The 22506-nt window shown below is 62.5% G+C and carries 24 protein-coding genes; 11 read left to right on the forward strand and 13 right to left on the reverse strand.

All coding sequences use genetic code 11. The features are described from left to right. Positions 1–331 precede the first annotated feature (331 nt). From rpmH to CLU94_RS14855, 6 genes are all read left to right on the forward strand, one after another. The gene (rpmH, locus tag CLU94_RS14830; protein ID WP_010401996.1) at positions 332–466 is read left to right on the forward strand and encodes a 50S ribosomal protein L34; all 135 of its coding nucleotides are present in this window, start codon (positions 332–334) and stop codon (positions 464–466) included. Between the two features lie 23 nt (positions 467–489). After that, on the forward strand, positions 490–927 hold the full coding sequence (gene rnpA, locus CLU94_RS14835; RefSeq protein WP_099380766.1) for a ribonuclease P protein component: 438 nt from the start codon (positions 490–492) through the stop codon (positions 925–927). Continuing rightward, on the forward strand, positions 924–1184 hold the full coding sequence (yidD, locus tag CLU94_RS14840) for a membrane protein insertion efficiency factor YidD (protein ID WP_010401993.1): 261 nt from the start codon (positions 924–926) through the stop codon (positions 1182–1184). The genes rnpA and yidD overlap by 4 nt, the downstream gene beginning before the upstream one ends. Positions 1185–1195: 11 nt before the next feature. Beyond that, the gene (gene yidC / locus CLU94_RS14845) at positions 1196–2926 is read left to right on the forward strand and encodes a membrane protein insertase YidC (RefSeq protein WP_077408891.1); all 1731 of its coding nucleotides are present in this window, start codon (positions 1196–1198) and stop codon (positions 2924–2926) included. A gap of 182 nt (positions 2927–3108) precedes the next feature. Continuing rightward, the gene (mnmE, locus tag CLU94_RS14850; RefSeq protein WP_099666166.1) at positions 3109–4488 is read left to right on the forward strand and encodes a tRNA uridine-5-carboxymethylaminomethyl(34) synthesis GTPase MnmE; all 1380 of its coding nucleotides are present in this window, start codon (positions 3109–3111) and stop codon (positions 4486–4488) included. 9 nt (positions 4489–4497) lie between these two features. Further along, on the forward strand, positions 4498–4797 hold the full coding sequence (locus CLU94_RS14855; RefSeq protein WP_143451424.1) for a hypothetical protein: 300 nt from the start codon (positions 4498–4500) through the stop codon (positions 4795–4797). 23 nt (positions 4798–4820) lie between these two features. On the opposite strand, the gene CLU94_RS14860 is transcribed toward CLU94_RS14855, so the two are convergent. After that, a complete protein-coding gene (locus tag CLU94_RS14860; RefSeq protein ID WP_099666168.1) occupies positions 4821–6518 on the reverse strand; it encodes a M1 family metallopeptidase in 1698 nt (565 codons plus the stop codon). Between the two features lie 179 nt (positions 6519–6697). On the opposite strand from CLU94_RS14860, the gene CLU94_RS14865 reads away from it, so the two are divergent. Next, complete coding sequence (locus CLU94_RS14865) at positions 6698–6898, forward strand: hypothetical protein (protein WP_077408887.1); 201 nt, start codon at positions 6698–6700, stop codon at positions 6896–6898. Between the two features lie 9 nt (positions 6899–6907). On the opposite strand, the gene CLU94_RS14870 is transcribed toward CLU94_RS14865, so the two are convergent. Together CLU94_RS14870 and CLU94_RS14875 are read right to left on the reverse strand one after the other, a co-directional pair. Then, a complete protein-coding gene (locus tag CLU94_RS14870; RefSeq protein WP_099666169.1) occupies positions 6908–7543 on the reverse strand; it encodes an Hpt domain-containing protein in 636 nt (211 codons plus the stop codon). Positions 7544–7651: 108 nt separating this feature from the next. Next, the gene (locus CLU94_RS14875) at positions 7652–8605 is read right to left on the reverse strand and encodes a CAP domain-containing protein (protein WP_306558363.1); all 954 of its coding nucleotides are present in this window, start codon (positions 8603–8605) and stop codon (positions 7652–7654) included. A gap of 269 nt (positions 8606–8874) precedes the next feature. On the opposite strand from CLU94_RS14875, the gene pssA reads away from it, so the two are divergent. Beyond that, positions 8875–9615, forward strand: coding sequence for a CDP-diacylglycerol--serine O-phosphatidyltransferase (gene pssA, locus CLU94_RS14880; RefSeq protein WP_251351703.1), 741 nt, complete (start codon positions 8875–8877; stop codon positions 9613–9615). Here pssA and CLU94_RS14885 read toward each other — a convergent pair. Both CLU94_RS14885 and CLU94_RS14890 read right to left on the reverse strand, forming a co-directional pair. Further along, a complete protein-coding gene (locus tag CLU94_RS14885; protein ID WP_099666171.1) occupies positions 9612–10538 on the reverse strand; it encodes an aldo/keto reductase in 927 nt (308 codons plus the stop codon). The genes pssA and CLU94_RS14885 overlap by 4 nt on opposite strands. A 56-nt stretch (positions 10539–10594) precedes the next feature. Beyond that, the gene (locus CLU94_RS14890) at positions 10595–11158 is read right to left on the reverse strand and encodes a TetR/AcrR family transcriptional regulator (RefSeq protein ID WP_218965297.1); all 564 of its coding nucleotides are present in this window, start codon (positions 11156–11158) and stop codon (positions 10595–10597) included. Positions 11159–11388: 230 nt separating this feature from the next. Between CLU94_RS14890 and CLU94_RS14895 the strand changes: the two genes are divergently transcribed. From CLU94_RS14895 to CLU94_RS14905, 3 genes are read left to right on the forward strand one after another with little or no spacing between them, the layout of a single operon-like run. Then, positions 11389–12081, forward strand: coding sequence for a gluconate 2-dehydrogenase subunit 3 family protein (locus CLU94_RS14895; protein WP_099666172.1), 693 nt, complete (start codon positions 11389–11391; stop codon positions 12079–12081). A 38-nt stretch (positions 12082–12119) separates the two neighbouring features. After that, on the forward strand, positions 12120–13907 hold the full coding sequence (locus CLU94_RS14900; protein WP_257218818.1) for a GMC family oxidoreductase: 1788 nt from the start codon (positions 12120–12122) through the stop codon (positions 13905–13907). Between the two features lie 14 nt (positions 13908–13921). Then, positions 13922–15319 (forward strand): cytochrome c, encoded by a 1398-nt coding sequence (locus tag CLU94_RS14905; RefSeq protein ID WP_099668325.1) that lies wholly within the window; start codon positions 13922–13924, stop codon positions 15317–15319. A 70-nt stretch (positions 15320–15389) separates the two neighbouring features. On the opposite strand, the gene CLU94_RS14910 is transcribed toward CLU94_RS14905, so the two are convergent. From CLU94_RS14910 to CLU94_RS14945, 8 genes are all read right to left on the reverse strand, one after another. Beyond that, on the reverse strand, positions 15390–16535 hold the full coding sequence (locus CLU94_RS14910) for a D-alanyl-D-alanine carboxypeptidase family protein (protein ID WP_099668326.1): 1146 nt from the start codon (positions 16533–16535) through the stop codon (positions 15390–15392). 114 nt (positions 16536–16649) lie between these two features. Beyond that, positions 16650–17303 carry an alpha/beta hydrolase gene (locus CLU94_RS14915; protein ID WP_070280179.1) on the reverse strand — a complete coding sequence of 218 codons (654 nt, stop codon included), beginning with the start codon at positions 17301–17303 and terminating at the stop codon, positions 16650–16652. Positions 17304–17338: 35 nt separating this feature from the next. After that, the gene (locus CLU94_RS14920) at positions 17339–17656 is read right to left on the reverse strand and encodes a (2Fe-2S) ferredoxin domain-containing protein (protein ID WP_034781335.1); all 318 of its coding nucleotides are present in this window, start codon (positions 17654–17656) and stop codon (positions 17339–17341) included. 40 nt (positions 17657–17696) lie between these two features. Then, positions 17697–18884 carry a VanZ family protein gene (locus tag CLU94_RS14925; RefSeq protein WP_099666174.1) on the reverse strand — a complete coding sequence of 396 codons (1188 nt, stop codon included), beginning with the start codon at positions 18882–18884 and terminating at the stop codon, positions 17697–17699. Further along, on the reverse strand, positions 18881–19504 hold the full coding sequence (locus tag CLU94_RS14930) for an ABC-type transport auxiliary lipoprotein family protein (RefSeq protein WP_099666175.1): 624 nt from the start codon (positions 19502–19504) through the stop codon (positions 18881–18883). The genes CLU94_RS14925 and CLU94_RS14930 overlap by 4 nt, the downstream gene beginning before the upstream one ends. A 12-nt stretch (positions 19505–19516) precedes the next feature. After that, positions 19517–20476 carry an MlaD family protein gene (locus CLU94_RS14935; protein WP_099666176.1) on the reverse strand — a complete coding sequence of 320 codons (960 nt, stop codon included), beginning with the start codon at positions 20474–20476 and terminating at the stop codon, positions 19517–19519. Next, positions 20476–21372, reverse strand: a complete 897-nt coding sequence (locus tag CLU94_RS14940) for an ABC transporter ATP-binding protein (protein WP_099666177.1) — start codon at positions 21370–21372, stop codon at positions 20476–20478. The genes CLU94_RS14935 and CLU94_RS14940 overlap by 1 nt, the downstream gene beginning before the upstream one ends. Further along, complete coding sequence (locus CLU94_RS14945) at positions 21372–22505, reverse strand: MlaE family ABC transporter permease (protein WP_099666178.1); 1134 nt, start codon at positions 22503–22505, stop codon at positions 21372–21374. Before CLU94_RS14945 ends, CLU94_RS14940 begins: the two co-directional genes overlap by 1 nt. Position 22506: the final 1 nt, after the last annotated feature.

Below are 22506 nucleotides of genomic sequence, written 5' to 3' on the forward strand. Positions count from 1 at the left end.
GAGGCGACTTATCCCCCGGTTATCCCGTCACAGGCAGTGCTGGCGCGGCCTGTGGCGGGGCCTTGCCGGCAGATGGGGGCCGGCGCGCAAATTTCCGGGCGATCACGGCAATCCTTGACAAGAGGGGGGCATATGCTGAATAATTCAGGGTTCCCCGCCCGTATTCCGTGTTTATTCATTTGGAACGACAATATGGACTAAGCGTGGATTAAGCGGGCGATGAGATTGGCCAGCTTGTGCCTTGGCATAAGTGCGCGATTGTCATTGGCACCAAAAACTGACGGGACGTCAGACCCGATTTTGCATTTTTTTTGTTTTTAGCGAGACCAACATGAAACGTACTTACCAACCTTCCGTCGTTCGCCGCAAGCGTACGCACGGCTTCCGCGCTCGTATGGCTACCCGTGGTGGCCGTGATGTGCTCAACGCACGTCGCGCAAAGGGCCGCAAACGTCTGGCCGTCTAGGCTTGTCGTTGACAGCTGATCGCGTGGCTAGCTGTACTCCAGTCGGCAATCAACGCGAAGGTTCACACGACTTCGCGCGCGTTCGGCGTATCGTTAAAACGGATGAATTTTCATCCGTTTTTCGTTTGCGCCCTTCGCAAAAAACAGCGCATTTTGTGCTGTACACCCGACACAATCAATTGCCGCATGCGCGGCTGGGCGTCGTTGTGGCCAAGCGTTTCGCGCCGCGCGCGGCGACCCGCAACACGATCAAGCGCGTCACGCGCGAGCTGTTTCGCAACAGCGCGATGCCGCCGGTCGACTGCGTGGTGCGTTTGTCGCGCGCCGTCAACAGCAAGGATGGCCCGGCCACCACGACGCAGCTCAAAGCCGAGCTGCGCGAGGAATTGAGCCGCCTGTTCGCGGCGCAAATCGCCGCCCAGGCCCGTTCTGTTGCTGCGCCACCACCATCCGCGCCATGAAAACCCTGCTGCTGTTCCTGCTGCGCGCTTATCAGTTGCTGATCAGCCCCATGCTGGGACAGAATTGCCGTTTCTATCCGAGCTGTTCGCATTACGCGATGGAAGCGCTGCGCGTGCACGGTACTGCCAAGGGCAGCCTGCTGGCTGCCAAGCGCCTGTGCCGTTGCCACCCCTGGAATGAAGGGGGCGTCGACCCGGTGCCGCCGGCCGATTGCAAACAATCTTCAACGACCGCTTGCGGTTGCAACCACTCCTGACAAATACCCTAATGGATATCAATAAACGTACCATCCTGTGGATCGTGTTTTCCGTCTCGCTGGTAATTCTCTGGAACGAATGGATGATCTCGAACGGCAAGCCGTCGATGTTCTCCGCGAACACGGAACAAACCGCCAAGGCGCCTGCGACCCCTGCCAAGACGGCTGCCTTGCCAGCCGCGGCAGGCGTGCCTGCCCTGCCGGGTGACGCTGTCGATCCCGCCGCGTTCAAGCGCGAAGTGATTACCATCACCACCGACGTCATCAAGGTCGATATCGACACCCTGGGCGGCCAGGTCAAGCGTCTGGAATTGCTGAAATTCAAGGGCGCGGGTAATCCTGGCTGGTTTGGCGGCTGCTTCGGCCTGTTCAAGGTATGCCAGCCGGACGACGGCAAGCAAAACGAAGTGCTGTTCGACGAAGGCGCGAACCATACCTACCTGGCGCAATCGGGCCTGGTCGGCGGTCCCTTCCCTACCCATGCGAGCGGTTTCACCGTGCAGCCTGGCGTGCGTACCCTGGCCGATGGCAAGCAAATTCAACTGGTGATGGAAGCGGTCGAAGGCGGCGTCAAGCTGACCAAGACGTTTACCTTCAAGCGCGGCGACTACGTCATCGACGTGCGCCATGACGTGTCCAACGTGGGCGCGGCCCCTGTCACGCCGCAGTTGTATCTGCAACTGACGCATGACGGCAACAAGCCGGTCGGCGACTCCTTCTTCAACAGCAGCTTCACGGGCCCGACCCTGTACACGCCGCAAGACAAGTACCAGAAGCTGACGTTCGAGAAAATCGAAAAAGCGGCCTTGGAAGACGAGAAGAAGGGCAACGACAATGCCATGAAGGGCCTGCACCCGGCGACGGCGAATGGCGGCTGGTTTGCGATTTCGCAACACTTCTTCGTGTCCGCTTTCGTTCCGCCTGAGAACGCCAAGCGCGACATCTTCACGAAGAAGGTCGGTCCCAACCTGTACGCCATCGGCAACGTGCTGCCCCTGCCTACCCTGGCGCCAGGCGCTTCGGCCAGCATGGACAGCAAGCTGTACTCGGGTCCGCAAATCGCGCACCTGCTGGAAAACGTCTCGCCTGGCCTGGAACTGGTCAAGGATTATGGCTGGCTGACCATCATCGCCAAGCCGATGTTCTGGGTCATGGAACAGATCCACAGCGTGCTGGGCAACTGGGGCTGGACCATCATCGCCTTCACGATCCTGATCAAGCTGCTGTTCTTCCCGCTGTCGGCCGCCGGCTACCGCAGCATGGCGAAGATGAAACTGGTCACGCCGAAGATGCAAGCGATCCGCGAACGCTTCAAGGGCGATCCGCAAAAGATGAACCAGGCCACGATGGAGCTGTACAAGACGGAAAAGATCAATCCGCTGGGCGGCTGCCTGCCGATCCTGATCCAGATGCCCGTCTTTATCGCCCTGTACTGGGTCTTGAACGCGTCCGTGGAAATCCGCGGCGCGCCATGGATCGGCTGGATTACCGACCTGGCCCAGCATGACCCATGGTGCATCTTGCCCGTGCTGTACGCGATCTCGATGTTCATCACGACCAAGCTGAACCCGGCCCCGGCCGATCCGATGCAAGCGAAGATGATGCTGTTCATGCCACTGGCATTTTCGGTGATGTTCTTCTTCTTCCCGTCGGGCTTGGTACTCTACTGGGTCGTCAACAACGTCCTGTCGATCGGCCAGCAATGGGTGATCACCAAGAAATACGCGCCTGCCGTCAAGTAAGTCCGGCCAGCGAATCGAAAGCCCGCCTCGCGCGGGCTTTTTTTTGACATCGTACCCAGTGGCTACGATGTCAAAAAAAGTGGGTTTTGCCGGTTTTCCACTGCCCCCTTCATGTGCACCCGGTTTGTCGCTGAACATAGCGCGGCTCCCGCAGCCTTTCCCGAATAATCTACAATATCCCCATGAAACTCGACTCTTCCCCTATCGCCGCCATCGCCACCGCTCCCGGGCGCGGCGGCATCGGCGTGGTACGCGCCTCCGGCAAAAACCTCGCTCCGTTAATGACGGCCCTGTTCGGCGCGCAGGCGCTGAAACCGCGCCACGCCACCTATTTGCCATTCACGGAAAGCGACGGCGCCATCATCGACCAGGGCATCGCCATCCATTTCAAGGGCCCGCATTCGTACACGGGCGAAGACGTGCTGGAATTGCAGGGCCACGGCGGCCCCGTGGTGCTGCAGCTGCTGCTGGCGCGCGTGCTGGAAGCGGGCCGTGACAGCGGCTTGCGCCTGGCCGAACCGGGCGAATTCACGCGTCGCGCGTTTTTGAATGACAAGCTTGATCTGGCGCAAGCCGAAGCCGTGGCCGACCTGATCGACGCCTCCACGGAAGCGGCCGCCAAGTCCGCTTCGCAATCGCTGTCGGGCGCGTTTTCGAACACCATCCACGCGCTGGTCGAACAGGTGACGGGACTGCGCATGCTGGTCGAGGCGACCCTGGACTTCCCGGAAGAGGAAATCGACTTCCTGGAAAAATCGAATGCGCGCGGCCAATTGAAAGCCGTCATCGCAGCGTTGCATAAAGTGTTTGCGCAGGCGGCGCAGGGCGCGCTGCTGCGCGAAGGCCTCAATGTCGTGCTGGCGGGCCAGCCGAACGTGGGCAAATCATCGTTGCTGAACGCGCTGGCGGGCGCCGACGTGGCGATCGTCACGCCGATCGCCGGCACCACGCGCGACAAGGTCAGCGAAACCATCCAGATCGAAGGCATTCCGCTCAACATCATCGACACGGCCGGCATCCGCAGCGCGGGCGACACCATCGACGCCGTCGAGCGCATCGGCATCGAACGCACGTGGGGCGAGATCGGCAAGGCCGACGTGATCCTGCACTTGCTTGACGCAGATCATGGCCCCACCTTGGCCGATGAAACCATCGTCGCCGCCTTCCCCGAGGGCGTGCCGGTGGTGCGCGTGTGGAACAAGATCGACCTGTCGGGCCACAAGCCCAGCGTCGACAGCCTGCCCGACGCCACCCACGTGTATCTGTCCGCGCACGAGCACATCGGCATCGACTTGCTGCGTGCCGAGCTGTTGCGCATCGCCGGCTGGCAGCAGACGGGCGAATCGCTGTACCTGGCGCGCGAACGCCATTTGATCGCGCTCAAATCGGCCGGCAAGCACCTGGACATCGCCGCCGAACACGCGGCGCAGGACGACCAGTCGCTGGACTTGTTTGCCGAAGAACTGCGCCTGGCGCAAGTGCAGCTGTCGAGCATCACGGGCGAGTTTTCGCCTGACGATCTGCTGGGCGTGATTTTCAGCCGTTTCTGCATCGGCAAGTAAGGGCACACGATGAAAATGTTGATCGCTGCCGCGCTGTGCTGCCTGCCCTTGCTGGTTCAGGCAGAGGAAAAGCTGCCGCGCGACGTGGTGCAGTTCATTGATCATGCGCAAATGTGCGAACATTTTGCCGGCGAGTGGGATGACAACGACAAGGCGCGCCAGCGCGAGATCACGCAAGCCGTGGCCGCTTTTTGCGGCCAGGCGCAGCGGCAATGGAAACGGCTGTCCGCCAAGTATGCGGGACAGCCGAAGCTGGAAAAAGTCATTGCCGACAATGCCAATGACGCGGTGCGCAGTTTCCGGAAATAGCGGCCGCCCTGGCTTGCTGCAGCTCAGCTCTTCTTGCGCTTGGCTTGCTCTTCCCTGAATGTCTGGAAGGTTTCGATATGCTCGGCCCGCCGCAGCACGCGCGAGCGCGGGTCGAGCGTGTACGTGGCGCCAGCCGGCAGGGGCAGTTCGCCAAAGCCCAGCGCCATGGAAACGGTATGGATTTCCTTGCCGATACGCACTTCCACCGGCATCAGGAAGGCGAGGTCGGCAGGCGTCTTCCACAGCAGGCGCAGGGTGTCGCCGTCCCGCACGGCGGACAGCTCCGGCAGTGCGGCCTGGTACAGATAGGTCTGGAAGAACCAGTCGTAATTGCTGCCCGTGACTTTGTTGACGATGGCCATGAATTCCTGCGTGCTGCCATAGCGGGGCTGGAACTGGCCCGGCTGCGGCTGTTCCGTGCCGTAGACGAGCAGGCGCACGGCGCGGAAGAAGGCGTCGTCGCCGATCAGGCCGCGCAAGGTGTGCAGCACCAGCGCCCCTTTCACATAAATGTCGCCGCCCGGTCCGCCCTTTTTCAGGTCGTAGACTTCTTCCTCGCTTTTCGGCTTGCCCGAGACCATGGGCGCCTTGTTGACGATGCCGGCGCGCATTTGCTGCAACGCAGCAAAATATTCCTGCTCCCCCCGCAGATATTGCATGTACAGCGGTTGCATGTAGGTGCCGAAACCTTCGTGCAGCCACATATCGTCCCAGTTGCTGTTGGTGAGCTGGTTGCCGAACCATTCGTGCGCAAATTCATGCTGCAGCAGTTCGTCGTAGCCATAGCTGGTCTTGGCGAATTTGTTGCCATAGGCATTGATGGTCTGGTGCTCCATGCCCTTGTGCGGCGTTTCGGCGATGCCGACCTTTTCATCGCCAAACGGGTAGGGGCCGATGACGCTTTCAAAAAAATTGAGCATGGGCGGCAATTCCGCGAACAGGGCGCCCGCCTTGGCTTCGCTTTCCGGCAGATACCAGAATTGCAGGGGGATGCGGTTGCCGTAGCGGCTGGCGTACTCGCCCTGCAGGCTGCGGTAGGGCGCCACGTTGAGGGCGATGCCATAGGTGCTCGGGTGCTTGGCGCGCCAGTGCCAGGTGCGCCAGCCGTCGGCCTCATCCATGCCAAGCGCGATGCCGTTGCCGGCCGCCACCAGCGGCGCCGGCACCTGGATGTGCTGGTCGATCAGCTGGGCCTTGCCCATCGGGTGGTCGATGCAGGGCCAGAACAGGTCGCAGCCTTCGCCTTGCACGGCGCTGGCGATCCACGGCGCGCCATCGGCCGTGCTCGACCACACCATGCCGCCATCCCACGGCGCCTTCACGGCGACGTGCGGCACGCCGTGGTAGACGACGCGGATGGTGGTGCGCGCGCCGGCCGCGAGGGTGGCCGGCAAGGTCATGCTCAGGCGCCCGTCCGGGTTGGCATAGTCTTGCGGCCGCAGCGCCTTGCCGTCGATCTCGATGGCATCGACGGGCAGGTTGCGGTCCAGGTCCAGCGCGAAGTGCGAGATCGGCTGCGTCGCCAGGAAGGTCAGGCGCGCGTCGCCGGCGATGCTGCGGCTGGCCGGGTCGATGCGCAAGGTCAGGTCGGCGTGTTCGAACACCACCGCCAACTGTTCCGGCGTGCGTTCGGCGCCCGAATTGAGGGTGTAGGCGGTGGGCGCCTGCGTGGCGCAGGCGCTGAGCAGCAAGCAGGAGAGCAGCAGGGGGATGTGTTTCATGGCAGGCGCGCAAGTGGACGGAACACCGATTGTAGTGTGAAGTGACAACGTTGTCGTTTGGAAATTTCAAGGCGCCGATGGGGCAAGCGTGGCCGCCGTTGAGAAATGTCATGGGCTTCAAACTGCGCTGACGTAATCTTGCTGAGCGGCCTTGAAGTGCCGCTAGGAAAGGAAGCGCCATGGACAGCAAACAGCCGGATGTCGTGGAATGCGGGGATGAGGTCGTGGCGCGACGATTGCCCGCCATGCCGGAATTGATCGCCACCTTGCCGCCGAAAGGCGCGTGCTGGTACTGCGACAAGCCGCTCGACGCCGTGCGCCGCTTTTGCGGCAAGAGCTGTGGCATGGCTTACGCGGAAGAGGCGCAATACCACCCTTGAGTTCGGTAATTAGCGGCGCCGCAGCAGCGCCGCCAGCGCGCCGTCGTAGTCGAACTCATGTGCGGCAGCCGCCACTTCCTGGTAGACGTGCACGCCCAGGCTGGCCGCCAGCAGGCTGGCCGAGTTTTCCAGGATGTCGATGGCCGCGCCGTCGCCTTCGCGCAGGTGGCTGGCCAGGCGTGCCAGCAGCAGCTGGATGGCGGGCGCGGCCGGATCGGGCGCCACGTCCTGCGCCGCCGTGTGGGTCGCCTCCGGCGTGCCCAGCATGCTGCTGACCGCGCCCAGCAATTGATCTTGCGCCAGTTCCAGCTGCAGCATCTGCCGGGCCAGGTCGGGCGCCTGCGCGCGCAGTGCCGACTCCAGCGTCTCCGCCAGGCCGTGCACGTGGTGCGCGCCGATCATGCCGGCGGCGCCCTTCAAGGTATGCGCCTTCAGGCGCGCGGAGGCATAGTTGCCCGTGTCGAATTCGGCGCGGATCTGGCACGGCGTGGTGCCGTGGTCATGCAGGAAGCGGCGCAGGATTTTCAGGTACAGGATGCGGTCGCCCATGATGCGGCCCAGTCCGTTCTCGACATCGAGAATCCGGACCATGTCGGATGCCGCGAGGGCGGCATCATCATCGCAAGTGGCGTGTGGTTTCATCATGCCTGGTGTGCAGAGGGCCCCAAAACTTGTCAATTGCATTCATGCAATATCCACTATTTTACATCCAGTTGCCCTCGCTACTGCGTCCGCTTGGCAGACGCTGCCAGACTAACGCGTCGTGAATGACCAGCTGCGCGTGACGCTCGCGCCATTGACTTTGCCGATGAAACTCACGTCATAGGTGGTGGCCGCCAGCAGGGGGGCCAGCGGGATGATGGCGGCCACCGAGCGCGATGTATTGACGGCATCGGTTTCCTTGCTGAGCAGGCGTACCGCCAGGTCCGCGCCGGCGCCACGCTGGCGCACGGTGAATGTCGTCACGCTGAGGGTGGCGTCGAAATTCGCATGGACGCTGATGGGGTAGCCGACCACGTCCTGGTTGGGCACGGGATCGGGTTCCTCTTCATTGCTGGCGAAACTGGTGGCGACCTTGGTCTGTCCGTCGAACGGGTAGCTGACGATCTGGCCGGCCGGCAAGCCGGGACCGTAGCGGCTGTTGCCCGCCAGGTCGGTGGTGAAATACGCATAGCCGCTGGTGTTGACGGCCGCACCGGCGCCGCCTTCCTTGAAGACCGGTTCAAAGATGAGGAAGCGGTGATACACGGCCGTGATCAGGTTTTCCGCCATGTAGAAACCGGAATTGGTCGCCATGCCCGCGATGACTTCGCCCCAGACGGAAGTGACGCCATAGCCGGACGCGGTCAGGCGGTCATACAGTGTTTCGCCGGTAAAGCCGGGCTTGCCTTTGACTTGATTGTGCACCACCACATTATTGCTGTTCAGATAATTGGAGTGGCCGAGTGCCGCGTTGTCGATCTGGCTATTGCGCACCAGCGGCGCCAGGCCGATCTGGCTGCGCCGGTAATTGATCCAGTTGAAACCATCGGTGGCGATATTGTTGCTAAGGACGGGAGCGCCCGGCTCCTGTGTCAGCTGCCCGGCCTGGGTCGAGGTGTTCAGCGACGTCTTGCCGCCGTTATCGCCGCCGCCACAGGCGCTCAGCAGGGCTGCACTCAGCAGGGCGGGTATCCAGTACTTCCAACGCAGTGACGAGACAATCAAGTTGACTCCTGTATAGGTAGGCGGGCAGCGGTGGGGGCCGGCGTGCTGCCCTGTGAAACGATTCTAAGGCATTTTTATGTGCCGTAGAGCATCGATGACAAGATATGTCGCGTGCTTGTGCGCAGACGGTGCCGCAGCTGCACAGGGTAGAATGAGCATAGTGCAGCGTTTGCCGCTGCGTTGCCTCATTTCCGCTACTTTGATTGCCCACAAATTTGAACACATTGCCCAAGTCGCGCCTGCAGCGCGCCAAATACGCCTTGCCCAGCATGGTGACTTTGCTTTCGATAGCCTGCGGTTTTGCCAGCATCGTCATTTCCGTCGATAACGCGACTGTCGGCGACGCGGATGCCTACCGGCTGGCGGCGGCGCTGCTGGTGCTGGCCGGCGTGTTCGACGCGCTCGACGGCTACGTGGCGCGCCTGACGAATACCAGCTCGCAGTTCGGCGTGCAGCTCGATTCCATCGCCGACGTGATGAATTTCGGCTGCGCCCCGGCCGTATTGCTGTACTGCTATGGCTTCGTGCAGATGGGCGTGCACGATCCGCTGCTGCTGCGCTTTGGCGGCATGGCCAGCTTCTTCTTTGTCGCGTGCGGCGCCATGCGCCTGGCGCGCTTCAATGTGAACGTGGGACGGACCGATCCCCTGTATTTCGTCGGCATGCCGATCACGGCCGGGGCCGCGTGCGTGGCGGCCGTCGTGGTGGCCTGGCCGGCGCCCATCGATTCCATGCTGCACAGCTATCTGCTGATGCTATTGCTGGTGGGCGTGGGCAGCCTGATGGTGTCGACCTTGCGTTTCCCCAGCTCCAAGCAAAAGAAAAGCCTGGCCGCGCTGCTGGTGCTGATCGTCGCCGTCGCCCTGCTGGTGTGGCTGAAGACCAGCTTCTTCGCGCTGTTCTTCGCCGTCTACATCGCCGCCACCCTGCTGCTCAACCTGGCGTGGCACCTGGGCTGGCGGGGTATTGCGTTGCCGCAGGTATTCAACGACCCTGACGAGATAGACTAAGCCACCTCGTGCCCGCGCGCGGCGCGCAGGATGGCGAACCAGTCGCTGCGGCTGAGCGCAAATTGCGTGCCTTCCACGGCCACGCCCACGGCTTCGATGCGGCCCGTGCCCGTCAGCGGCAGGGGGCGGCATGGCAGTTGCATGATCCAGGCGAATACCACGCTGGCAAACGGACGCTGCAGTTCATCCGCGATCTGCTTGATGACATTGCGCAAGTTCTCCACATTCGCATCGCCGCCCTGGAACAGCCGTCCGCCCGCCAGCGGCGACCAGATCATCGGCGCCACGCCCACGTCCTGCAAGCCGTCGAAGGTTTCATCGAACAGCGGCGTCACGTGCAGCGGCGAAAATTCCACCTGGTTCGTCACCAGCGGGAAGCGCCGGTGCAGGCACTCGAACTGGTGGCGGCTGAAATTCGACACGCCAAAGTGCAAGACCTTGCCCGCCGCTTTCAATTGCGTGAAGGCGCCGGCGATCTCGTCGAAATCCATCAGCGGGTCGGGACGGTGGATCAGCAGCAAGTCCAGGCGGTCCGTCTGCAACTGGAGCAAGGTGTGTTCCACGGAACTGGTGATGTGCGCCGCGCTCGTGTCGTAATGCTGGATGGCATGGCCGGGACGGTGCGGCGACAGCAGCTTGATGCCGCATTTGCTGACTAGCTCCATCTTGTCGCGCAAGCCCGGCTGCAGGGCCAGCGCTTCGCCGAACAGGCCTTCGGCGCTGTAATCGCCATAGATGTCGGCATGGTCGAAGCTCGATACGCCCAGCGCCAGGCATTGCTCGATGAAGGCCAGGCGTTGCTGCGCAGACATATTCCACTCGCCGATGCGCCACATGCCGGCGACGATGCGCGACAGTTCGGGACCGTTGCTGCTCAAACGGCTGCGCGGCGCTTGCAGGCTGGCGGGAAATACATGGCTCATGGGCTGGCTTTCTGATGGTGGCGTGAGGGGACTCGCCACGATTATAGCCAGCTAATCTAGAGCATGCTGCGGATAAAGCGGCAACACCGCTCCTGCAAGGCCGCATCGAGCTGGCCGCCCAGCTGCATCTGGTACACGAGCGCCGATTGCAGCATGAAGGCGAACAGGCGCAGGTCGAGGTCGGCGCGCACGCCGATGTTGAGCAGGCGCTGCACCACCAGGCTGATCCACGGCGCGACGATCTGCTCGCGAAAGCGCAGTTGCGCCGCCGCATCGTTGTGGATCAGCACCAGCAGATCGCAGGTGAAGCGGCCGTCGGCGTTCAGGTTGTCGAAGATGCGCGCGCAGATCGCCTCGATTTCCTGGCCGTCCGGCATGTCGAGCGCGCGCTGCAGCTTTTCCGCCGTGCGCTTGACGAGCGCGTCGAGCAGCATGTCTTCGCGGCGCGGCCAGCGCCGGTAGATCGTCTGGCGCCCCACGCCGGCAGCGTCGGCCACCATCTGTATCGTCACCGCGTCGAGCCCATGCAGGCGCACCAGCATGACGATCGCTTCCAATACCGCATCTTCCACACCCGCCTTGCGCGGGCGGCCACGCGCCACTGCCTCTTTTTTGATCACGTCTAACCTGTCTCTGAATGTTTCTTTTAATTATGGTACGATGCGCACCGTAAATGCAAAGCAACTGCTTGTCAATCATCCTGATCAATTAACCGACAGGCAGGTATGCCGCGCCGCGATACTCCAGTCATCTCTACGTGAAATCTGCACTCTCCGCGGCGCATGTCCGCATTTTCTTTCTGACTTCCACATCCATCACTGTGGCGGCTCGTGCCGCCTGAGGAAAACCTATGAAAATCATCGGGATTTCGCCCCAGCGGCGTAACTTCCTGCGCAAGGCCGTCGGCGCCGCGCCTGCCGTGGCCTTGCTGGCCGGCGCCGGCGGCGGTCTGGCCATGGCCGTCTCCAAGGACCAGCCTGCCTACAAACCGCGCTTTTTCGACGCCACCGAATGGGCCACCCTGACGGCGCTGGTCGACCGCCTGATCCCCGCCGACGGCGAAGGGCCGGGCGCGCTGGAATCGGGCGCGCATGAATTCATCGATGCGCAGATGAACACGCCCTACGCGTATGGCGCGCTGTGGTACATGCAGGGACCGTTCGTGCCGTCGATCGAACAGTTCGGCTACCAGTTCCACATGGCGCCGCGCGAGCTGTACAAGAGCGCCCTGGCCGGCGTCAACGCAGCCGTCCATAAACAGTCGGGCAAGCCGTTCGTGCAGCTGAACGGGGCCGAGCGCGACGCCGTCATCACGCAATTGCAAAAGGGAACGTTGGACATCGGCGCAGTGCCGGCCAAGGTCTTCTTCAACCAGTTGCTGCAAAACACGCGCGAAGGTTACTTTTGCGATCCCGTGCACGGCGGCAACAAGGACATGCTGGCCTGGAAGATGGTCGGTTTCCCCGGCGCGCGCGCCGACTACATGGATTGGGTGGAACAGTATGGGAAGAAATACCCGCTGCCCCCTGTTTCTATCGCATAAGACTTTTTGTAGCAGATCAAAGAAAAAGAAAAACCATCATGAGTGATATCAAACCAGATGTAAAAATGAAGCCTGTCGATGCCGTGATTGTCGGCTTCGGCTGGACCGGCGCCATCATGGCCAAGGAATTGACGGAAGCGGGCCTGAACGTGGTCGCGCTGGAACGCGGCGAGTACCGCGACACCTATCCCGACGGCGCCTATCCGAAGACCCTCGACGAGCTGACCTACATCCAGCGCAGCAAGCTGTTCCAGGATATGTCGAAAAGCACGTTCACCTTCCGCCACAGCATCACGGGCGTGGCCGTGCCCTACCGCCAGATCGGCGCCTTCAAGCCCGGCACGGGCGTGGGCGGCGCGGGCTTGCACTGGTCGGGCATGCACTGGCGCGTCTTGCCGGAAGAGCTGCAAATCCGCAGCCACTACGAACGCCGCTACGGCAAGAAATTCATCCCCGAAGGCATGACGATCCAGGACTTTGGCGTGACCTACGCCGAGCTGGAGCCGCACTTCGATTTTGTGGAAAAAGTCTTCGGCACCTCGGGCCAGGCATATAAGGTCAACGGCATCGTCGTCGGCGACGGCAATGTGTTCGAGGGCGACCGCTCCGACAATTACGCGCTGGCGCCGCAAAAAGTGCCGTACACGGCCGAACTGTTCCGCCGCGCGGCCAAGGCCGTCGGCTACCACCCGTTCGTCAACGCTTCGTCGAACGCATCCGGCCCGTACACGAACCCGTACGGCTGCCAGATGGGGCCGTGCAACTTCTGCGGCTTCTGCTCCGGCTATGCCTGCTACAACTATTCCAAGGCTTCGCCCAACGTCAACATCATGCCGGCCCTGCGCATGGTGGCCAATTTCGAATTGCGCGCCAACTGCAACGTCGTGCGCATCAACCTCGACGGCAGCAAAAAACGCGCGACGGGCGTGACCTACATCAATGCGGACGGCAAGGCCGTCGAGCAGCCGGCCGACCTGGTCATCGCCAGCGCCTTTGCCTACAACAATGCGCACCTGTTCCTGTTGTCGGGCATTGGCAAGCCATATGACCCCGTCAGCAATGAAGGCGTGGTGGGACGCAACATCGCCTACCAGATGATGTCCACCATCCAGACCTTCTTCAAGGAAGACACGAACACGAACCCCTTCATCGGCGCCGGCGGCACCGGCGTCGCGCTCGACGACTGGAATGGCGACAACTTCGACCATGGCCCGCTGGGTTTTGTCGGCGGCTCGCCCGCCTGGTGCAACCCGGCCGGCTCCAAGCCAATTTCCGGCATTGCCACGCCGGACGGCACGCCCGCCTGGGGTTCGGCCTGGAAAAAGGCCGTCAAGAAGAGCTACCTGAACACGGTCTCCTTCGACTGTCACGGCGCCAACATGACGTATCGCGACTGCTATGTCGACCTCGACCCCACCTACACGGACAAGTATGGCCAGCAATTGCTGCGCTTTACCTTTGACTGGAAGGAAAACGACATCAAGATGAGCCGTTTCGTCACCGACAAGATGATGAAGGTGGCCGAGGCCATGAATCCGGAAGCTATCAAGGTGTCCGTCAAGAACGTGGGCGACCACCTCGACTTGCGCAATTACCAGACCACCCACTGGGCGGGCGGCACGGCCATGGGCGCGGACCGCAAGACCAGCGTCGTCAACCGCTACCTGCAGAGCTGGGACGTGCACAACGTGTTTGCCGTCGGCTCCAGCGTGTTCCCGGTCGGCATCGGCTACAACCCGACTGGCCTCGCTTGCGCGCTGACCTACTGGTCGGCCAAGGCCATCCGCGAGCAATACCTGAAAGATCCCCGTCCCCTGGTCGCTTGATAAAGAACAAGAAGATGAACAACACATTCACCCATACCGTGGGCGCGCTGCTGCTGGCGCTCGCCTCCGGCACTGCCTGGTCCGCCACCACGGCCGCTGCCACCACTCCGAACGCCCAGCTGATACGCCAGGGCGAATACCTGGCCCGCGCCGGCGACTGCATCGCCTGCCATACGGCCGGCACGAAAGGCCATCCGTTCGCGGGCGGCCTGGGCATGGAAACGCCGATCGGCAAGGTGTATTCCACCAACATCACGCCGGACAAGAAGGCCGGCATCGGCGACTGGAGCTTTGCCGATTTCGACAAGCTGATGCGCACGGGCGTGACCAAGCACGGCTATACCGTGTATCCGGCCATGCCGTATCCGTCGTACTCGCGCCTGAGCGAGGCGGACATGCAGGCGCTGTATGCCTATTTCATGCATGGCGTGAAGGCGGACCCGACACCGAACAAGGCGGCCGACATCCCGTGGCCATTGTCGATGCGTTTCCCCTTGACCATCTGGCGCTGGGCCTTCGCTCCCACGCCGCAGCCGTATAAAACGCCGGTCACGGGCGACGCGCAATTGCTGCGCGGCGCCTACCTGGTGCAGGGCCTGGGCCACTGCGGCGCCTGCCATACGGCGCGCGGCGTGGGCATGCAGGAAAAATCGCTGACGGACGAGGGCAATACCACCTTCCTGGCGGGCGGCGGCGTGATCGACGGCTGGTCCGTGCCATCTTTGCGCAATGAACACGGCGGCGGTTTGGCGCGCTGGAGCGCGGCGGAGATCGCCGAATTCCTCAAAACGGGCCGCAACAGCCATACGGCCTCGTTCGGCGCCATGAACGACGTGGTGGCCCATTCCATGCAGCACATGACGGATGGCGACCTGGCGGCGATGGCGAAATACCTGAAATCCCTGCCGCCATCGAACCCGGCCACGCCGGCGTTCGTGGCGGACGACAAGCTGGGCAAGCAATTGTTCAGCGGCATCGTCAATTCCACGGGCGCGCAGCTATACCTGGACCGTTGCGCCGGTTGCCACCGTTCCGACGGCAAGGGCTACGACAAGGCTTTCCCTGCGCTGGCCGGCAATGCCGTGCTGCAGACGAACGATCCCACGTCAGCCATCAACATCGTGCTGTCGGGCGGCGCCGTGCCCGCCACGCGCACGGCGCCGTCGGCGCTGACGATGGCGCCGTATGCCGACATCTTCAACGATGAGCAGACTGCGCAGGTGGTGACCTTCATCCAGACCAGCTGGGGCAACCGCGGCACGCCCGTGACGGCGGCGCAGGTGGCCAAGGTGCGCAAGGTATCCGTGCCGGTGGAGCCATCGCAGACGGAAGCGACGTTTGCGGCAGGCCGCCACGGCACCTTCCCGCCCGTGGCGCGCCAGCCGCACTTGAAGGATGTGCCGGCGAAGTAATTGACGTAACGCAAGACGAAAAAAATGCCCGCAGCATCTGCGGGCATTTTTTATGGGGAACGCTAACTGCTTATTTCAACCACAGGCGCATCGAATCCCAGGCGCGGCCGAAGATCGTGGCCTGGTTGATGGTTTCCAGTGCAACGACCGGCAGTTCCAGCAGGACCTTGTCGTCGACCATCATTTTCAGTTTGCCGACAGGCGCGTTTTCAGCCAGTGGCGCGACCAGCGGGTCCTTGCGTTCCAGCACAGGTTTCATCTTGGCAGCCGTGCCTTTTGGTACGGTGACGAGCACATCGCGGGCGAAACCGATTTTCACGGTGCCTTTCGAGCCCTTCCACACTTCCGGCGTGGCCACTGCCTGGCCTTTCGAGTACAGCTTGACCGTATCGAAGTTCTGGAAGCCCCAGTTCAGCAGCTTCTGGCTTTCCTGCGTGCGGGCCTGGTCCGACGTGGTGCCCAGCACCACGGAGATCAGGCGGCGCTCGCCCGTGCCGCCTGGACGGCGGGCCGAGGCGATCATGCAATAGCCGGCCGCTTCCGTGTGGCCCGTCTTCATGCCGTCCACGGTTGGGTCCAGCCACAGCAGGCGGTTGCGGTTAGGCTGGGTGATCTTGTTGTACGTAAAGCTTTTCACGGAATCGATTTTGTAGAATTCCGGGTAGTCGGCGATCACGCGCTTGGCCAACACGGACAGGTCTTGCGCTGTGGAATAGTTATCGGGGCTAGGCAAGCCATGCGGATTGGCAAAACGCGTGTTTTTCAGACCCATGCGTTGCGCTTCGCGGTTCATCAGCACGACGAAGGTGCCTTCATCGCCGGCAACGGCTTCAGCCAGGGCCACGGCGGCATCGTTACCCGATTGAATCATCAGGCCGTGCAGCAAGTCGTCGATCGACACGGGCGTGGCCGGGTCGATGAACATCTTCGAGCTGCTCGAATCGACTTTCCAGGCACGCACGGACACATTCACTTTTTGGTCCAGCGCCAGTTTCTTTTCGCGGATGGCGGCAAACGTCAGGTAAGCCGTCATGATCTTGGTCAACGAAGCCGGCTCGATGCGCGCGTCCGGATCTTGCGAAGCAATGATCTGGCCACTGGTGGCGTCAAGCAACAGCCAGGACTTGGCGGCGATGGTCGGGGCTGGAACGCTCTGGGCGTAGGCGGCGGAAAAGAACAATACACTGGAGGCCAGTGCCGCTAAAAGTTTTTTCATGGGGCTGGTCTGCGAGAAAAAGATGAAGGCTGAGGGCCATGCTGTTGCTACCTGCATGGCCGCGTGGAAAAAACGGATCAATTATAGCCGTGGAGGCGCTAGTAAGCCCACACTTCAATGATCATCTGCTGCTATTGCGGGTTTGTCACCATGCCACAGGGCAATCACGAGGTTCTTGATGTGATTGAGCTTGCGGTGGAAAAAGTGGTCGGCGCCGGGGATCACGATCACGGGAATGTCTTGTGGACGGGCCCAGTCGAAGACGGCGGACAGGGGAATCGTGTCGTCCAGTTCGCCGTGGATCAGGATGGTGTCGGCGGGAATGTCCGCCATGGCCCACTTGCCGGCCGCGCTGCCGATCAGCGCCAGGCGCTCGGCGGGCGTGCCGGCGGCGGCCAGGCGCTCCTGCAGTTTCGATTGCACGAAGGTGCCGAACGAGAAACCGGACAAGGCCACGGGCAAGCCCGGATACAGGCCGCGCATGTGTTCATACAGCAACTGCATGTCGTCCGTCTCGCCCGCGCCATGGTCGTGCACGCCTTCGGAAGCACCCACGCCGCGGAAGTTGATGCGCGCCACGACGTAACCGAGCGCGACAAACGCACGCGCCAGGGTTTGCGTGACCTTGTTATCCATCGTGCCGCCGTACAGCGGGTGCGGGTGGGCAACGAGGGCGATGCCGCGCGGAGTGTCTGCCGGGAAATCGAGCAAGCCTTCCATGCTGCCTGCATGGCCGGCGAGGGTAAATTTTTCCGAGTTTCTGTTCATGATGCTCATACTGGTGGGTATCTCTTAAATTGGCATTAAATCTTGAGGCGTTCGACAATTTTGCCGCCCACCAGGTGCGTATCGATGATTTCATCGATATCGCTGGTGTCGACATAGGTGTACCAGGTCGCTTCCGGGTAGATCACCAGCAACGGGCCTTCTTCGCAGCGGTCCATGCAGCCGGCCTGGTTGATGCGGATCTTGCCCGCGCCATTCATGTCGAGCTCCTTGATGCGGCGCTTGCAATGCTTTTGCGCCGCTTCCGCGCCATGGTCGCCGCAGCTGTTGCGGCCGTCTTCACGTTTATTCATGCAGAAAAAAACGTGGCGTTCAAAATACGGTGCGTCGCTCATACTATGCTCCTGCTGATTCATCAATGCGCCATGATAACGCTTATGGGTGGTCTTCGCGACGCTGGCGCTGCGCGTCTTCCTGCCGGTTCAGGCGGTGCGAGGGCAGGCACAGGAACCACAGGGCCATGAAGGGCCACAGCAAGGCGAGGAATTGCGCCGCGCCATTGAAGTTGAGGAACTTGCCTTGCACCCAACCTTGCAAGGTCGACATGAAATACGGGTTGATCGGCGTCGTATTCACCATTACCAGGCTCAGCAGCAAGGTGGCGGCCGCGATGCGGCGTTGCGCCACGTGCGGCGCGAACGCCAGGCCGCCCAGCATGATCAGGCCGATCAGGAAACCGCCCTGGGCGCCCGGCGTGATCCAGACGAAGGCGTTTTCCGGCGAAAACAGCAACGCGCTGGCCATCGAGCGCACGGTCAGGGCGGCGGCGATGAGGATCAGCATCAGCACGGCGCGGGGCGCGGCGCGGCGCAGCAGGCACAGCAAGGTAAGCACGGCGCCCGTCATGCCGCAGGCCGTGATGATGGTTTCTGAAAGCCAATATTGCTCGACAGTCAAGATCACGTCGGGACGCAGGTAGGTGGCCAGGTCGATCTCCATGCCCGCCAGGCGCGACAGCCAGTCCGACAGGATGGGCAGCAGTTGGCCCAGGCCGAACAGATAGCCTTGCGGATAGATCTGCGCCAGCGGCCACAGGGCCACCAGCACCAGGCCCTGGCTGGCGTGCTGGGCAAACCAGCGCTGGCGCAGGCGGTACAAATGGCTATGGTCGAGCAGCTTGCGCGCCGTCAAGGCGCCGATGAGGGAACCGATGAAGCAGCCGGCCGAGTTCGTATAAAAGTCCAGGTTCGACGAAACGCGGCTGGGCAGATAGGTTTGCACGGCTTCCATGCTGCCGGAAATCAACACGCCGCACAGGCTGGCGACGATGACTGCAAAGAAACCTGTGATCCTTGGAAACAGCGAATACACGATCAAGGCGCCCAGCGGGATGTAGCCGACGACGTTGATGCCCACGTCGAAGCCCGTCCAGTAACGGGGCATGCGCGTGTTTTCCAGGAACGTCAGCGGCGACAAGCCATTGCTGTGCCAGCCCGTGAATGGAAACCAGCTGGCGTACACGATCAGGAAGACGTAGGCGAGCAGGGTCGCGCGCGACACGGGCGAGGAGCGGGCGGGCGGCAGTGGTGCCGCCGGACTGGCGGGGGAAGCTGGCGCCGTCATTCTTTCGGGATGGTCAGCGTGCCCAGCCAGGTCAGCAGGTCGGCGGCGATGGCGTCCGAGGCCGCCGCCAGCGCCTGCGCGCCCCCTTGCGCGTCGGCGCTGCTTGCCGGGTCGCTGCGGCTGAAGGTTTTCTGGTCGATCAGGCGGTGGCCGCGGAACAGCGAGGCGCGCAGCGACACGTGGCCGCTGCTCTGCGTCTGCGTATCGAAGTTTTGCGAAAAATCATCGACGTCGATGCGCAGCAGGGGCATGCCGGCGGCCGCGTCCGTGGTCGACAGCACTTTCACGCCGCTTTGCGCCACGCGCGTCTTCAGGCGCTGGCTCAGCAGCTGCAGCGGCGGCGTGTTCCAGCGGTTGTAGGCGTACGGCCGCGATTGCTGCGCGTCGGCGTACAGCAATCGGTAATACATGCGCTGGCTGTCCAGCCAGGATGGGCCGTTGGCGTCGGCGATCACCAGCACGGGCACGGCGGGCGCGGCCGGTTGTACTGCCGCCGCCTGCGGCGCCGGCGGGCCGAAGTCATAGAAAGTGGGGACGGGGCCGCGGCTGGCGCAGCCGCCGAGCAACAATGCCGTGGCCAGGGCCAGCACGCTGACAGGGGAAAAGCGGGGGAAGTTCATCGTGCAATCTCCTTATTTGCCCGGCGCCGAAAAACCGGGCTCGCCCGGACCGGGCGGAATGTCTGGGGCGCCGAACAAGATGCTCTGCGGCTGTTCATTGAGCGTGCTCATGGTGGTTTTCAGGGCGCGCATCGAGGAACGCGCCTCGCCGCTTAGCTCGATTACCTGCGGCAAGACTTCCAGCGATACGCCATTCGCCACCGTTTCCACGGAATTGCCGACCCGGTCGACCGTGCCATTGACCTTCTCGAGCACGCCGCCGGGCGCCTGGATATCGTTGCCCAGCTTTTTCCACGTGGCCGTCAGGTCCGACACGTTCTTGCTGGCCGTACTGACGGCCGTCAAGGTTTGGCGCGTTTGTTCCGTCAGCTGCGGCAATTGCGTCAGGGTCGGTTCCAGCTGCTGGGGAATGGCGCCGAAGGCCTTGGCCGCCTTGCCCACTTCGTTGAAGGCGCCCAGCATGGCCGCCTGGTTGTCGGGGCTGAGCAGGTTATTCACCTTGTTGGTGATCTGTTCGGCCTGGTCGAGGATGCGCTTGCCGCGTTTTTCCAGCTGGTCGAGCAAGCCCGCGCGCAGGGGGATCAGCGAGGGCTTGTCCTTGCTGGTGCCCAGCAGTGTCGAGCCCACGTGCTCGTCGTCGAGCTGGATGTAGGCGATGCCCGTCACGCCCTGGTAGCCCAGGGTGGCAAAGGTGGTGTTGGTGACGGGCGTATCGGGTGCCACGCTGATGTGCACGAGGATCTGTCCCGCTTTTTGCGTGTCGAAGTCGATGGCGTCGACCTTGCCCACTTCCAGGCCCCGGTAGCGCACGGTCGCCTGCGGATTGAGGCCCGGCACGGACAGGGTGGTGGCGAGCAGGTACGGCACCCGTTCCACGCGGTCGCGGTTGAACCAGACGCCGAACAGGATGGCGGCCACCAGCAGGGTGAGTGTAAAAAATCCCGTCATCAGGGCATGTGATCTGTTTTCCATTACTTCTCCGCTTTCTTGTCTGTGCCGGCGTCGTCGCCCTGCTGCGCCGCCTTGCCGGCCGCCTGTTTCTCGTCGAGGACGGCCAGCGCGCGCTTGCCGCGGTCGCCGAGGAAAAATTGCTTGATGAACGGGTGGTCGACTTCGATCACTTCGCGCGTGGGGCCGATGGCGATCACGTGTTTTTCCGCCAGCACGGCGATGCGCGTGGACAGGGCGAACAAAGTGTCGAGGTCATGCGTGACCATCACCACCGTCAAGCCCAGTTCGCGGTGCAGCGACTGGATCAGGGACACGAAACTTTCCGACAGGTCCGGATCCAGGCCGGCCGTCGGCTCGTCGAGGAACAGCAGCTTTGGTTCCAGCGCCAGGGCGCGCGCCAGGGCCACGCGCTTGATCATGCCGCCCGACAAGTCCGACGGCATTTTCAGCGCATGTTCCGGACCCAGGCCCACCATATTCATCTTCAATAGTACCGCGTCGTGCACCAGCGCCTCGGGCAGCACGCGCAATTCGCGCATCGGCTGGGCCACATTGTCGAACACGGTCAGGGCCGAATACAGGGCGCCTTGCTGGAACAGCATGCCCCAGTGGTTGCGCAATTGCTGCAGCTGGTCGGAACTTGCCTGGTTGATATCTTCGCCAAAGACTTTGACGCATCCGCGCGCCGGATGTTCCAGGCCCAGCATCTGGCGCAGCAGCACCGTCTTGCCCGTGCCGGAGCCGCCCACGATGGACAGGATCTCGCCCCGTTCGATTTCCAGGTTCAAGTCCTGGTGTACGACGGTGCGGCCGAACTTGGTCCACAGATTGGTGATTTCCACCACGGGCGCGTCGCCATGCAGGTTGAACTGGCCTTCCTTGCCCGTGCCGCAAGCGATATTGGTGTCGTCCGCCATCAGTAGCCCACTCCATTGAAGACGATGGCGAACACGGCGTCGGCCAGGATCACCACGGTGATGGCCGTGACGACGGCGGTGGTGGTGCCGCGCCCCAGGCTTTCCGTGTTGGCCTTGATGCGCAGGCCGAAATGGCACGAGACCAGCGCGATCAGCATGCCGAAAATCACGCCCTTGCCCAGGCCGATCATGTAATTGGCCAGCGGCACGGCGTCCGGCAGCTTCTGGATGAAGTAGCGCGCCGACAGGTTCAGTTCCACCTTGGCCGCCACCATGCCGCCGATCAGCGCGGCCGTATCCGTCCAGATGACGAGCAGGGGCATGGAAATGGCCAGGGCCAGCACTTTCGGCATGATCAGGCGGAAACCGTGCGAAATGCCCATCACCAGCATGGCGTCGAGCTCTTCCGTGACGCGCATGACGCCCAGCTGGGCCGTGATGGACGAACCGGAGCGGCCGGCCACGAGGATGGCGGCCAACAATGGCCCCAGTTCGCGGATGACACTCATGCCCAGCAGGTTGACCAGGTAAATGTCGCCGCCAAAGGCGCGCAGTTGCTGCGCGGACAGATAGGACAGCACGACACCGATCAGGAAGCCGACGAGGGCCGTGATGCCCAGCGCCTGGAAGCCCGCATGGAAGATATTGGCGGAAATTTCACGCCACGGCCCGCGCATGGGGTGGCGCGCAAAGCGGCCGATATCCTGCGTCACCTGGCCTACGAGGGCGATAAAACCCTTCAAATGTTGGAAAAACAGCAAAATAGCCATGCCCAGCTTCATCACGGGCGTGAGGCGGTTGGCGCGCGAGGGCGGTGTTGCCAGCGGCCCCGTTTCTTCGATGCGCCGGAAAAACTCTTCCTGCGACGGCGCCAGGGTCAGTTGCGCGGGACGCTGCTTGCCCCAGGCATTCCAGAACAGCTGGGCGCCGATATGGTCCATGCTGTCGATGGCGGACAGGTCCCATTGCGCCTTCGCATCGCCCTGCAAGGGCTTGAGCTGGGCCTCGATGGCCTTGATCGCATTGTCATGCGCCAGCGCGTGCACCTGCCAGGTGCCGCTGGCAGTGACAAGGGCTCCCTGTTGGGAGCTGGTCTGGGAGAGGGTCAGTTTCGGCGATTGTACAGTCGGCATC

It is taken from the genome of Janthinobacterium sp. 13 (genome assembly GCF_002749695.1).
Lineage (GTDB): Bacteria > Pseudomonadota > Gammaproteobacteria > Burkholderiales > Burkholderiaceae_D > Janthinobacterium > Janthinobacterium kumbetense.

What these genes read in the sequence shown, in the direction of transcription:
- rpmH (WP_010401996.1), top strand. Translation starts at nt 332, where the DNA reads ATGAAACGTACTTACCAACCTTCCGTCGTTCGCCGCAAGCGTACGCAC.
- yidD (WP_010401993.1), top strand. Translation starts at nt 924, where the DNA reads ATGAAAACCCTGCTGCTGTTCCTGCTGCGCGCTTATCAGTTGCTGATC.
- yidC (WP_077408891.1), top strand. Translation starts at nt 1,196, where the DNA reads ATGGATATCAATAAACGTACCATCCTGTGGATCGTGTTTTCCGTCTCG.
- mnmE (WP_099666166.1), top strand. Translation starts at nt 3,109, where the DNA reads ATGAAACTCGACTCTTCCCCTATCGCCGCCATCGCCACCGCTCCCGGG.
- CLU94_RS14855 (WP_143451424.1), top strand. Translation starts at nt 4,498, where the DNA reads ATGAAAATGTTGATCGCTGCCGCGCTGTGCTGCCTGCCCTTGCTGGTT.
- CLU94_RS14860 (WP_099666168.1), bottom strand. Translation starts at nt 6,518, where the DNA reads ATGAAACACATCCCCCTGCTGCTCTCCTGCTTGCTGCTCAGCGCCTGC.
- CLU94_RS14865 (WP_077408887.1), top strand. Translation starts at nt 6,698, where the DNA reads ATGGACAGCAAACAGCCGGATGTCGTGGAATGCGGGGATGAGGTCGTG.
- CLU94_RS14870 (WP_099666169.1), bottom strand. Translation starts at nt 7,543, where the DNA reads ATGATGAAACCACACGCCACTTGCGATGATGATGCCGCCCTCGCGGCA.
- pssA (WP_251351703.1), top strand. Translation starts at nt 8,875, where the DNA reads ATGGTGACTTTGCTTTCGATAGCCTGCGGTTTTGCCAGCATCGTCATT.
- CLU94_RS14885 (WP_099666171.1), bottom strand. Translation starts at nt 10,538, where the DNA reads ATGAGCCATGTATTTCCCGCCAGCCTGCAAGCGCCGCGCAGCCGTTTG.
- CLU94_RS14895 (WP_099666172.1), top strand. Translation starts at nt 11,389, where the DNA reads ATGAAAATCATCGGGATTTCGCCCCAGCGGCGTAACTTCCTGCGCAAG.
- CLU94_RS14900 (WP_257218818.1), top strand. Translation starts at nt 12,120, where the DNA reads ATGAGTGATATCAAACCAGATGTAAAAATGAAGCCTGTCGATGCCGTG.
- CLU94_RS14905 (WP_099668325.1), top strand. Translation starts at nt 13,922, where the DNA reads ATGAACAACACATTCACCCATACCGTGGGCGCGCTGCTGCTGGCGCTC.
- CLU94_RS14910 (WP_099668326.1), bottom strand. Translation starts at nt 16,535, where the DNA reads ATGAAAAAACTTTTAGCGGCACTGGCCTCCAGTGTATTGTTCTTTTCC.
- CLU94_RS14915 (WP_070280179.1), bottom strand. Translation starts at nt 17,303, where the DNA reads ATGAACAGAAACTCGGAAAAATTTACCCTCGCCGGCCATGCAGGCAGC.
- CLU94_RS14920 (WP_034781335.1), bottom strand. Translation starts at nt 17,656, where the DNA reads ATGAGCGACGCACCGTATTTTGAACGCCACGTTTTTTTCTGCATGAAT.
- CLU94_RS14925 (WP_099666174.1), bottom strand. Translation starts at nt 18,884, where the DNA reads ATGACGGCGCCAGCTTCCCCCGCCAGTCCGGCGGCACCACTGCCGCCC.
- CLU94_RS14930 (WP_099666175.1), bottom strand. Translation starts at nt 19,504, where the DNA reads ATGAACTTCCCCCGCTTTTCCCCTGTCAGCGTGCTGGCCCTGGCCACG.
- CLU94_RS14935 (WP_099666176.1), bottom strand. Translation starts at nt 20,476, where the DNA reads ATGGAAAACAGATCACATGCCCTGATGACGGGATTTTTTACACTCACC.
- CLU94_RS14940 (WP_099666177.1), bottom strand. Translation starts at nt 21,372, where the DNA reads ATGGCGGACGACACCAATATCGCTTGCGGCACGGGCAAGGAAGGCCAG.
- CLU94_RS14945 (WP_099666178.1), bottom strand. Translation starts at nt 22,505, where the DNA reads ATGCCGACTGTACAATCGCCGAAACTGACCCTCTCCCAGACCAGCTCC.